13 protein-coding genes are annotated in these 11,312 nt (G+C 64.4%); all 13 read left to right on the top strand.

The annotated features are described in order from the left end of the window. Positions 1–85: 85 nt before the first annotated feature. The gene (locus tag ACVDHI_RS11440; protein ID WP_041214302.1) at positions 86–949 is read left to right on the top strand and encodes a hypothetical protein; all 864 of its coding nucleotides are present in this window, start codon (positions 86–88) and stop codon (positions 947–949) included. Then, complete coding sequence (locus tag ACVDHI_RS11435; RefSeq protein WP_048208876.1) at positions 949–1,542, top strand: PilN domain-containing protein; 594 nt, start codon at positions 949–951, stop codon at positions 1,540–1,542. The genes ACVDHI_RS11440 and ACVDHI_RS11435 overlap by 1 nt, the downstream gene beginning before the upstream one ends. Then, positions 1,542–2,189, top strand: a complete 648-nt coding sequence (locus tag ACVDHI_RS11430) for an MSHA biogenesis protein MshJ (RefSeq protein WP_048208878.1) — start codon at positions 1,542–1,544, stop codon at positions 2,187–2,189. Before ACVDHI_RS11435 ends, ACVDHI_RS11430 begins: the two co-directional genes overlap by 1 nt. A 28-nt stretch (positions 2,190–2,217) precedes the next feature. Further along, positions 2,218–2,547, top strand: a complete 330-nt coding sequence (locus ACVDHI_RS11425; RefSeq protein WP_048209253.1) for a SctD/MshK family protein — start codon at positions 2,218–2,220, stop codon at positions 2,545–2,547. 70 nt (positions 2,548–2,617) lie between these two features. Beyond that, a complete protein-coding gene (mshL, locus tag ACVDHI_RS11420; protein ID WP_010672620.1) occupies positions 2,618–4,294 on the top strand; it encodes a pilus (MSHA type) biogenesis protein MshL in 1,677 nt (558 codons plus the stop codon). Further along, positions 4,273–4,452, top strand: a complete 180-nt coding sequence (locus ACVDHI_RS11415; protein ID WP_447212106.1) for a hypothetical protein — start codon at positions 4,273–4,275, stop codon at positions 4,450–4,452. The genes mshL and ACVDHI_RS11415 overlap by 22 nt, the downstream gene beginning before the upstream one ends. Further along, positions 4,443–5,333, top strand: coding sequence for an ExeA family protein (locus ACVDHI_RS11410; protein WP_010672622.1), 891 nt, complete (start codon positions 4,443–4,445; stop codon positions 5,331–5,333). The genes ACVDHI_RS11415 and ACVDHI_RS11410 overlap by 10 nt, the downstream gene beginning before the upstream one ends. Beyond that, positions 5,330–6,466, top strand: coding sequence for a tetratricopeptide repeat protein (locus ACVDHI_RS11405; RefSeq protein ID WP_447212105.1), 1,137 nt, complete (start codon positions 5,330–5,332; stop codon positions 6,464–6,466). Before ACVDHI_RS11410 ends, ACVDHI_RS11405 begins: the two co-directional genes overlap by 4 nt. Positions 6,467–6,540: 74 nt before the next feature. Continuing rightward, positions 6,541–8,253 (top strand): MSHA fimbrial ATPase MshE, encoded by a 1,713-nt coding sequence (gene mshE / locus ACVDHI_RS11400; RefSeq protein ID WP_447212104.1) that lies wholly within the window; start codon positions 6,541–6,543, stop codon positions 8,251–8,253. 47 nt (positions 8,254–8,300) lie between these two features. Continuing rightward, entirely contained in the window at positions 8,301–9,524 is a 1,224-nt protein-coding gene (locus tag ACVDHI_RS11395) for a type II secretion system F family protein (protein ID WP_447212103.1), read from the top strand. Positions 9,525–9,599: 75 nt separating this feature from the next. Continuing rightward, on the top strand, positions 9,600–10,061 hold the full coding sequence (locus ACVDHI_RS11390) for a hypothetical protein (RefSeq protein ID WP_301480514.1): 462 nt from the start codon (positions 9,600–9,602) through the stop codon (positions 10,059–10,061). Positions 10,062–10,138: 77 nt separating this feature from the next. Next, a complete protein-coding gene (locus ACVDHI_RS11385) occupies positions 10,139–10,798 on the top strand; it encodes a type II secretion system protein (RefSeq protein ID WP_324049218.1) in 660 nt (219 codons plus the stop codon). An 18-nt stretch (positions 10,799–10,816) separates the two neighbouring features. After that, positions 10,817–11,263, top strand: a complete 447-nt coding sequence (locus tag ACVDHI_RS11380; RefSeq protein WP_042881691.1) for a prepilin-type N-terminal cleavage/methylation domain-containing protein — start codon at positions 10,817–10,819, stop codon at positions 11,261–11,263. The last annotated feature ends 49 nt before the right edge of the window (positions 11,264–11,312 follow it).

Raw genomic sequence — 11,312 nt, 5'->3', positions numbered from 1 at the left:
ATGCGTCGTTTGTCATAAAGTTGGAGGCTAATAGCCTGTTTATGTTAAGGTTTAGTCCGTTTTACGCGGCCAGGTGAAGATCCAGATGAAGTCACTGTTCAGACGTTCTCCCTCCAGTCATCAGGTCGGGATCCTGCTGGCCAGCGATCGCATTCTGCTGGCCTGCGTGGACCCCGTTCCCGTGTTTGCCAGCCAGCCTGTCAACGGCCCCCACGACTGGTCCAAGGCCCTGGCCGAGCTGTTTTCCCGGCACGGTCTGGCCAAGTCTAAGGTGCGGGTGGCCCTCGCGGCCAGCCTTTATCAGCAGATCCAGATCGACAAGCCCGCCGTCCCCGATGCCGAGATGGCGGGGGCCCTGCCCTGGGCCATCAAGGATTTCGTCAACGAGCCGGTGTTGCAGCTCGCCATGGATTATGTGGACCTGCCGACGCCCCCTGCCGGGCGTCCGCGCATCAACGTTGTCTGCATGCCCAAGAGCCGGGTGCAGCAGGTGGCGGATGCGGTCAACGGCGCGGCGACCCTGGAGGCCATCGTCAGTGACGAGCTGGCCATGACGGCCCTCTACGAGGCGGACCAGATGGTACGCATGCTGCTCTGGCAACCCCGGGGGCAGGAGCTGCAACTGCTGGTCTTCCATCGGGGTGGACTCTGTTTCTCCCGCCAGTTGCGCGGATTTGCGAGCCTCACCGGCAGCCATGAGCCAGATGCCGACCAGCTCGACGCGCTGGCGCTGGAGATCCAGCGATCCATCGATTATCTGGCCGGCCATCTCAAGCTGCCCGAGCCCGGCCAGTTGCAATTGGCCATCGCCTCCTCCGCCATGGGGGTACTGGTGCGTCACCTGGAACAGACATTCGGTTTCCCGGTGTCGGCCATGGCAAACAAGGCGGTATTGGCGGGAGTCGAATACCTCAGTGCCTATGGCGCGGCCCTGGGCAGGAGCGACTGATGAAACACCATATCAACCTCTATGGCGCCGAATTCCGGCCAAGACGCCTGTGGGCCAGCCTGCCCCAGATGGCGTCGGTCTGGGGCGGCGTCCTGGTGCTGCTGCTGGGGGCCACCCTCTTCTATGGCTGGCAACAGCAGGGCCTCGATCGTGAATTGGCTGGCGTGCGGGCACAGCTCGACGTGCAGCGCGGCGAGGCCAGGCGTCTCGATGCGGAGCTGGCGCGCCATCTGGCGAATGCAGACTTGCAGCGGCAACTGGCCGACAAGCGGGAAGAGCTGGGGGCGAAACAGGCGCTGATGCAGCAGCTTGGCCACCTCTCCCTGCAAAAATCCCAGGGCTATGCGGGGGTGATGGCGGACCTTGCCCGCCTGCGGGATCCCCGTCTCTCCCTGCAACGGATCGAAATAAGCGACGGGCGCATCAACCTCGCGGGCGTGGCCGAACGCAGTCAGGACGTGCCCGCCTGGGTGAACCGCTTCAAGCAGACCCCCTCCCTGGCGGGCAAGCAGTTTGGCGAGCTCACCCTGAGTCGGGACAAGGAGGGCCAGCTTGCCTTCCAGCTCAGTGGCATAGCGCGGGAGACTCCCTGATGGACATGAAGGCACAATGGCAGGGATGGGCGCAGCAGATCGCAGCCCTCAGCCTGCGTGAGCGGATCCTCATTCTGTTGACCGGGGTCGTGCTGCTCGGGGCCATGGGCATCTATGGCTGGCTGGATGACGCCGACACCCGGCTGGGCCAGGATCGGCTGGCCCTGGCTGCGGCGCAGCGGGATCTGGAGATCCTGACCCTGGAAAACCAGGGCAAGCAGGCCAGGCTGGGGCGGGATCCCGATGCCCAGGTACGCGAGCAGCTCGCCGGCGTCGAGACTTCCCTGCGCCAGATGGATGCCGAGCTGCTGGCTCAGACGGTGGATCTGATCCCCGCCCACGAAATGCCCGCGGTGCTGGAGGCCCTGTTGTCCCGCTCCGCCAACCTGCATATGCTGGCGCTCACCTCCCTCAAACCCGAGCCGCTGATGGCCGGGGAGCAGAAGGTGAACCTGTTCAGGCACGGCATCCGGCTTCAGCTGGAGGGCGGCTATTTCGATGTCTACCAGTACCTGAAAGCGCTCGAAGCCCTGCCTCGCCACTTCTACTGGAAGGGCTTTGACTACCGGGTGGTCGAGCATCCCAAGGCGGCGGTAGCGATGGAGATCTACACCCTCAGCACCAGCAAGGAGTTCATCCGTGGTTAAGCGGCATGTCGGCGGGACGGGATCCCGCATTTTTGCCTTCCCATCCTGGCGCTGGCTGGCCCTGTGGGGGAGCCTGCTCGCGCTGCAGGCCCAGGCCGAGGTGCTGCAGGATCCCACCATGCCCCTGGCGGGATCCGGCTCGGCGGCGAGTGTCGCCAAGGAGGCCGGTCTGCCCAGGTTGCAGAGCGTCATCCTGGGGAGCGGGCCCGCCCTGGCGGTGCTCGACGGTCAAAGCTACCGGGTCGGCCAGCAGGTCAACGGATTCCGGCTGGTGGGGATCAGCGCCGACAGCGTGGTGCTGGAAAAAGCGGGCAAACGCCAGACACTGACCCTGTTTGGCAGCAAGATCCGGATGTGAAGTGGGTGTCGCACGGGATGGTGCGGGCCAGGTTTGTCGAGTTTCATAGCGAGTCAGGTGCACGAATAACATGAAAAAACACCCTTTTTGTCTGCTTCCCCTCGCGCTGGCGGTGGCGGGTTGCACTACCTATCGTCACCCCGAGCCGGTACAGGCCAAAGATGCACTCAAGCAGGCGATGAGCGAGCAGAGCCCGACCGCCCCCCTGACTTCCCTGCCGCCCTCGGTGCAGAGCGAGCTGTTGCAGCTCAATCGTCCCCAGCAGCCGATGACCATTCCCGAGAAGCGGATGCGCATCGCGGCCCATGACGTGGACGCGGTGGAGTTCTTCGGCTCCCTGTTCAAGGGCTCCCGCTACAGCGTGGCGGTCCATCCCGGTGTGGCGGGCGTCATTTCGGTAGAGCTCAAGGATGTGACCCTGCAGGAGGCGCTGGCGACCGTCGGCGACATGTACGGCTTCGATGTGCAGCGCAAGGGCAACGTGTTCCACGTCTATCCCGCCGGTCTGCGTACCGAGACCATTCCGGTCAACTACCTGATGATGGCCCGGCGCGGTCTCTCCCGTACCTCGGTGAGCACAGGCGGGGTGACGGCCAACGACAACAACAATGGCAATAACAACAACTTCGACAACGGCCTGAACAACAGCGGCAACAACAACAGCCAGGGCAACACCGCCAGCGGTGACAACAACACCAACAGCAACGGCACCCGCATCGAGACGGACAGCAACAACGACTACTGGACCGATCTGCGGGATGCCCTGCAGACCCTGATCGGCACAGGGGAAGGGCGGGCCGTCATCACCAGTCCCCAGGCGGGCCTGGTCACGGTGCGTGCCTATCCCAAGGAGCTCAAGGCGGTGCGCGAGTTCCTGGACCAGTCCGGCGAACACCTCAAGCGCCAGGTGGTGCTGGAGGCGCGGATCCTGGAAGTGTCCCTCAACGAGGGTTACGAGCAGGGGGTGGACTGGAGCGGCCTCTCCGCAAGCTGGGACGGCGGCAAGGGCATCACGGGGGGCGGCTCCCTCATGGACAGCCCCATCGCTTCGACCCCCAACCAGATCTTCCGGGCTTTGGGGGGCGGCGCCGGTTTCACCATCTCCGATGGCAACTTCAACGTCGCGGTCAGCCTGCTCAAGACCCAGGGGGACGTGAACACCCTCTCCAGCCCGCGCGTGACGGCCACCAATAACCAGAAAGCGGTGATCAAGGTGGGGACGGACGAATACTTCGTCACCAACGCCTCTACCACCACCACCACCTCGGGGACTTCGGCCCCCATCGTCACCCCGAACGTGGAGCTGACCCCCTTCTTCTCGGGGATAGCCCTGGACGTGACGCCCCAGATCGACGAGCAGGGCAAGGTATTGCTGCATATCCACCCCTCCGTCATCGACACCGAGGAGCAGAGCAAGACCATCAACGTCGGCACCGCCGATCCCCTGGTGTTGCCGCTGGCCAAGAGCTCCATCCGCGAGTCCGATACCGTGGTGCAGGCCAACAATGGGGACATCATCGTCATCGGTGGTCTGATGAAGACCGACAGGCAGGAGATTGTCAGCAAGGTGCCCCTGCTGGGTGACATCCCCTGGGTCGGCGAGGCCTTCACCAACCGCCGGGAGAGCAACCGCAAGGTGGAGCTGGTGATCCTGCTCAAGCCCACCGTGGTGGAAAAGGACACCTGGCAGAAAGAGCTGCAACGCTCCTCCGAGCTGCTCGACAAATGGTATCCCCCCAAGGGCTGATCCGGGATGACGCGCCTGTTGAGCACTCCTTCTCCCATGTGGTGGCGCCTCCCGGCTGCTGCCAGTCTGCCCTGCCCGACGGCGGTGGCGCCATGTCGCTGATCCGGGGCTGTCTGCGGCGCGCCCTGGACTCTGGCCGGGAGGGAGCATGTATCTGAGTCACTTCGGACTGCGGGAGGCCCCCTTCGGCCTGACCCCGAACACCGGTTTCTATTACGGCCTGCCCCCCCACGAGGAGGCCATGCAGGTGCTCAACTGGGCACTCTCCCAGGGGGAGGGGTTCATCAAGGTGACCGGCGAGGTCGGCACCGGCAAGACCCTGCTCTGTCGCAAACTGCTGAGCGAGCTCGGCTCCGAGGCCTGCCCGGTGCGCCTGGCCTGGCTGCCCAACCCCCATCTCACTCCGGGGGAGCTGCGCACGGCCCTGGCCCTGGAGCTGGGGTTGACGTTGGCGGGGGAGAGCGAGCTGGATCTCACGGATCGTATTCACCGCCATCTGATCTCCCTGCATCGGCAGGGGAGCAGGGTGGTGGTGCTGATCGACGAGGCGCAAGCCCTGCCGGACGAGACCCTGGAGGCGATCCGGCTGTTTGGCAACCTGGAAACCGAATCCAGCAAGCTGCTGCAAATCGTGTTGTTCGGCCAGCCCGAGCTGGATGCCAGGCTCGGGCAGCCCCGTCTTCGCCAGTTGCGCCAGCGCATCGGTTTTTCCTACCGCCTGCGGCCGCTGCGGCTCGACGAGACCCGGGCCTATCTGGAGTACCGGCTGCAGGTGTCCGGTTATCGCGGAGCCGCCCTGTTCGATGGCCGCGCCCTGCGCAGGCTGTGGCGCGCATCCCGCGGCATTCCCCGCCTCATCAACATACTGGCGCAGAAGTGCCTGATGCTGGCCTATGGCCGCGGTGTGCGGCGGATCGACAGCGCCCTGGTCCGGCTCGCCATCCGGGATACCGATGATGCCCGCCGTGGCCGTCTCACCCTCTGGTGGCCCCTGTTGTTGTTGCTGGGCACTGCCCTGGCGTATGGAGTCTGGTCATGAGCGTGATCAATCAGATGCTGAAAGATCTGGATAGGCGTCAGCAAGAGGCCGAGGGCGCCGCCGTCTATGTGGCGCCGGTGCGCCAGCAAGGCTGGTGGATGCTGGTGCTGACCCTGCTGTGTACCCTGGCCCTGGGGATCCTCGGCTGGCGCACCTGGATCTTCTGGCAGCAGAGCCAGCGAGCCTCCCTGCCAGCGGCGCAGGTCGAGGCCCCCCGCATCGCCCCTGCGGTGGCGCCATCCGCGCCCCTGGCGGTGGTGGCCACCACGCAGGCGGTCTCCTCTGCCGCGCCAGTGGCAAAGGTGCCCGCCGCCGGTGCCGAGTCGACCGCCACGAGAGTGGCTTCCTTCGCAGCCGAGCAGGTTCCGGCCGATGAGGCCGTGCTCGCCGATGAGGGCAATCTGGAGGAAGCGCTGGGGGACGAGACGATCCCGAGCGACGAGGAGCTGCAGCCGGACCTCTATGCCGAGCTGGCTGCTGAGCAGAGTGCCGAAGAGGCGCCTGCACCCGCCGCGCCGCGCAAACCCGGGATCCTGAAGATCGAGACGGTGGAACTCTCCGACGCCGAGCTGGCCACCCTGGCCGAGCGCAAGGCGACCACGGCCATGGCCAAGGGACGGATGGAGGAGGCGCAGAATGGCTACTACGAGGTGCTGGCCCACGATCCCCACAACCAGGGGGCGCGGGAACAGCTGGCGGGCCTGCTCTATGGCGCCGGACGGCTGACCGAGGCCGCCCAGGTGCTGGAAGAGGGGCTGAGGCTGGATCCCGCGCAGGCGGACCTGCGTCTGCTGCTGGCCCGTGTGGCCATCAGCGGCGGGGATCGGCAGAAGGCGCTGGACTGGCTCACCGGCTATCAGCCCGATATTGCCAGTAATCTGGATTATTACGCCACCTGGGCCGGTCTTGCCCAGGAGCTGGGGCAGCCTGTCCAGGCGTCCGAGATGTACGTCAGGCTGTTGCGCCAGCAGCCGGATCAGGGGCGCTGGTGGCTGGGACTGGGGGTGGCGGAGGATGGTCAGGGACACCGTCAGCGGGCACTGGATGCCTATCGCAATGCCCAGTTGCACGGCAATCTGGGGGAGGCCTCCACCCAATGGCTTGAACAACGAATTGGCCAACTGACCCATTGATTAAAGCGGCAGTTCGATGAGCCCATGCCATCGGACCAGGCAGCGGGCGTGAAGCAACAGAGATCGGAGCAACAATGGCACAACCCAGACTGAAAATGCGCCTAGGCGACTTGTTGGTACAGGAACAGATCATCTCGGATGATCAGCTGCAGCTCGCCTTGCAGCAGCAGCGCCAGACCGGCCGCAAGCTGGGGACCACCCTCATCGATCTCGGCTTCATCAGCGAGGTGCAACTGCTGACCTTCCTCGCCCGTCAGCTGGATGTGCCCTTCTTCGATCTCAACAACCTCACCATCGACGTCTCGGCCGTGACCCTGTTGCCCGAGGTGCAGGCGCGCCGCTACCGGGCGCTGGCCGTCAACCTGAGCGACGACAAGGTCACAGTGGTGATGTCGGATCCGGCGGATCTGAGCGCCCTCGACGCCATCGCTGCCCTGCTCAGCCCGCGGGAGCTGGTGCTGGCGGTGGCCCGTGAAGGCCAGCTGCTGGAGTATTTCGATCGCCTCTATCGCCGCACCCGTGAGATAGAGAACTTCGCGGTGCAACTGCACGAAGAGCACCAGGAGACCGGCTTCGAGCTGGGGGCCGGCAGCCTCAATGCCGCAACCGACGAGGGGGAGGCGACGGTGGCCAAGCTGCTGCGCTCCCTGTTCGAGGACGCGGTACAGGTGGGTGCCTCCGACATCCATATCGAACCGGACGAGAAGGTGCTGCGCATTCGCCAGCGTATCGACGGCGTGCTGCATGAGAACATCCTCAACGAGGTGCGCATCGCCCAGGCGCTGGTGCTGCGCCTCAAGCTGGTGGCCGGGCTTGACATCTCGGAGAAGCGTCTGCCCCAGGATGGCCGCTTCAACATGAAGGTGCGCGGCCGCGACGTGGATGTGCGGATGTCCACCATGCCGGTGCAGTACGGGGAATCCGTGGTGATGCGGCTGCTGGATCAATCCTCCGGCATCTTGTCGCTCGCCGAGACCGGGATGCCACCCGCCATCCTGACCCGCTTCCGCCGTCAGCTCAAACGCCCTCACGGCATGATCCTGGTGACGGGCCCGACCGGTAGCGGCAAGACCACGACGCTCTACGGCGCCCTCTCCGAGCTCAACCAGGCCAGCCACAAGATCATCACGGTGGAAGACCCGGTGGAGTACCGTTTGCCCCGCATCAGCCAGGTGCAGGTCAATCCCAAGATAGGGCTCACCTTCTCCCAGGTGTTGCGCTCCACCCTGCGCCAGGATCCGGACATCCTGCTGGTGGGGGAGATGCGGGACAACGAGACGGTGGAGATCGGCCTGCGCGGCGCCATCACGGGCCACCTGGTGCTGACTACCTTGCACACCAACGACGCCGTGACCAGCGCCCTGCGTCTCATCGACATGGGGGCGCCCGGCTATCTGGTGGCGAGCGCCCTGCGGGCCGTGGTGGCCCAGCGCCTGGTGCGGCGGGTGTGTGAACACTGCGCCTGCGAGACGGCGCCGGACGAGGGGCAGGCCACCTGGCTATCCGTGCTCTCCGGTGAAGCGCCGGGGCAGCATCGCTATCGCAAGGGGCGGGGTTGCCAGAGCTGCAACTTCACCGGCTACGCGGGCCGGATCGGGGTGTACGAGCTGCTGGAGCTGGATCAACCCATGATGGATGCCCTGCGCCGCAACGATGCCGAGGGGTTTGCCCGGGCGGCACGGGCGCACGAGCACTACCGTCCCCTGGCCCTGACGGCGCTCGACTATGCCCGCGAGGGGATCACCTCGGTGGACGAGGTGCTTCGGCTGGCCGAGGACCTGGGGTAACGCATGAGGCATCTGGATCGTACTGAATCACTCTGCCGGGGTCGCCCATGAACCGTTTTGCCTACAAGGGGCGTGACAGCCAGGGCCAGGCCGTCAGCGGCGTGGTGGAAGCGGTCAGCGAGCTGGCCGCCGCCGAGCAGCTGATGCGCCGCGGGGTGATGCCCACCGAGCTGAAGGCCGGCAAGGTCAGGTCTGCCAGCATCGACTGGTCGCTGCTGCTGGAAGGGAGCGTCAAGCTGGAGGAGCTGGTGGTCTTCAGCCGCCAGATGTATGCCCTGACCCGGGCAGGCATCCCTATTCTGCGCGCCATCGCGGGGCTGGAGGAGAGCGCCCACAGCAAGCCCCTCAAGCGGGCGCTTCACGCCCTGGGGGAGGATCTGGCCAACGGCCGGCCGCTGTCGAGCGCGATGCAGTCGCACCCGAAGGTGTTCAGCAGCCTCTTCGTGGCCATCATCCACGTGGGGGAGAACACGGGTCAGCTGGAGGAGGCCTTCCTGCAGCTCGCCAACTATTTCGATCTGGAGCTGGAGACCCGCAAGCGGATCAAGACCGCCATGCGCTACCCCACCTTCGTGCTGATTGCCATCGCCGTCGCCATGGTGATCCTCAACATCATGGTGATCCCCGTCTTTGCCGGGATGTTTGCCAAGTTCGGGGTGGAGCTGCCGCTGGCGACCCGGATCCTGCTGGCCACCTCCCACTTCTTCGTTCACTACTGGTGGCTGCTGCTCGCCATCCTGATGGGCGCCGTCGTCGGCTGGCGACGCTGGGTCGCCACCACCAAAGGCAGGCTGGCCTGGCACAGATGGCAGCTGCGGCTGCCCATCGTCGGCTCCATCATAGAGCGCTCCCTGCTTGCCCGTTTTGCCCGCAGCTTCTCCATGATGCTCAAGGCCGGCGTGCCGCTCAACACGGCGCTGACCCTGGTGGCCGATGCGGTGGACAACGCCTGGATGGCGGGGCAGATCCGCGACATGCGGGGCGGCATCGAGCGGGGGGAGAGCCTGCTGCGCACCGCCGGGGCCAGCGGCCTCTTCACCCCTCTGGTGATGCAGATGATCGCGGTGGGGGAGGAGACCGGCCAGGTGGACGAGCTGCTGCACGAGGCGGCCGAATACTACGAGCGGGAGGTGGATTACGACCTCAAGAGCCTCACCGCCCGCATCGAACCCATCCTCATCGGCATAGTGGCGGTCATGGTACTGGTGCTGGCGCTGGGTATCTTCACTCCCATGTGGGACATGATGCGGGCAGTGAGGGGTCAGCCGTGAGTTATCTGTGCAACCAGCATCTTCACTCTCCCAATGGCGGGGAGATGATGCGGGCCGTGCGGGGCAAGTGATGCGATGAGCAGACAGTCCGAGCAGGATGAGCGCTGGCTGGGAGGCTACAGGCGGTTGATCGCCTGCATCCTGCTGCTGGTCATCCTTGCCACCCTGGCCCTGAGCTATCGCAGCCACAGGGAAGCGGCGCTGGCGGTCAGCCTGACCCTGCTGGGGGAGCAGTTTGCCGAGCGAGTCCAGGGGCTGCACGGGCGCTGGCTCGATGAGCGGCGCCCCGCCGTGTTGTATGCAGAGGGGCGGGCCTGGCAGTTTGATGGACGGGGCTGGCCGCTGGCGGTGTTGCCGCTACAGTCACCGTCCGAGAACTGCCGCGGGCTCTGGTCGGCCTTGCTCGGCCAGGAGGCGCTGTCGATGCCCACCCTGCAGGTGCTGGCTAGCCCGGATGGGGAGGGATGCGAATTTGGTTGGGAGGCTAACTGGTTGATCTATCGCTTCGCCGACGGCAGTTTGCTGAACAAATCTTGAACAGTATCGTTCTAGCGTCTCGGCGACATGATTTTTTTCTATCTGCATGAAATAATGCGGAACATTACGGAGGCAGCATGGCAACAAAGAGAGTGATACCCGGCCAGGGGCCCGGTCAGATGGCCGGTTTTTCCCTGATTGAGCTGGTGATCGTCATCGTGATCCTGGGGATCCTGGCCGTCACCGCCTTGCCCCGTTTTCTCGATGTGACCGACGAGGCGAAGAAGGCGAGCGTGGAAGGGGTGTCCGGCGGTTTCGCCACCGGGGTCTCCCTGGTGCGGGCCCAGTGGGAGGCCGAGGGGCGTGCCAGGCAGGATGGACTCAACACAGTGCTCTATGACGGCTCGCGTTTCTATCTGACCACGCCGACCGACAGCCAGGTCAGCAATGGCCAGCTCTCTCCCGGGTATCCCATGGACACGGCAGCAAGCGGCACGCCCGATGTGGATCCGGCCAGCCTGACGGCGGCCCGCTGCCTCAATATTTGGGAGGGGTTGTTGCAGAATCCTCCCAAGGCTACTGCCCGTTTTGACGAGGTGCGCGGTAGCGGCAATGACCTGAAGTTCTATGCCACGGTGAGCAACAATGGACTGGATTCGGTCTGCCGTTACTATCTGGTCAACAGCCTGAGCAAGGGAAGTGATGGACGTTATCAGGACCCGCAAGGGAGCACGGATGCGTTCATGAGTTTCAGTTATCGCCCGGCCTCCGGCCAGGTGACCACCAATATCAATTGATAAACCGAGGAAAACGTAATGAAAAAGCAATCGGGCTTTACCCTGATCGAACTGGTCATCGTGATCATCATCCTGGGCATTCTGGCGGTCACCGCCGCGCCCAAGTTCCTGAATCTGCAGGATGATGCCAAGAAGTCTGCCGCGCAGGGCGTGCAGGCAGCGTTGTCCAGCGCTGCCAATCTGGTCTATAGCAAGGCAGCTCTGAATGGGCAGGAAAAGGCATCTGCGGCAGGTGGTACTGACTTGAATGGAATGACCGGTGTCAAGGTTATCTATGGCTACCCGACCGCTGATACCATTTCCGCTGCTGTAACCCTGGACGGCTGGGTTGCAGCTTCTGGCGCAACTGCTCTCGAGTCAACTTTTGCCCCTGCTAATACCAGTGGCAATACTTGTACCGTAAAATACACAGCCGCAACCAGTGATACTGTTCCTTTCAAAACCGAGTTGCAAAACTGTAAGTAATACGTGTTGACAAGCGAGGCTTCGGCCTCGCTTTTTCATTATTCAATGA

It is taken from the genome of Aeromonas sp. 25-248, assembly GCF_053005425.1.
The sequence above is the reverse complement of the archived record's forward strand: the minus strand, read 5'-3'. Positions and strand labels throughout refer to the sequence as shown.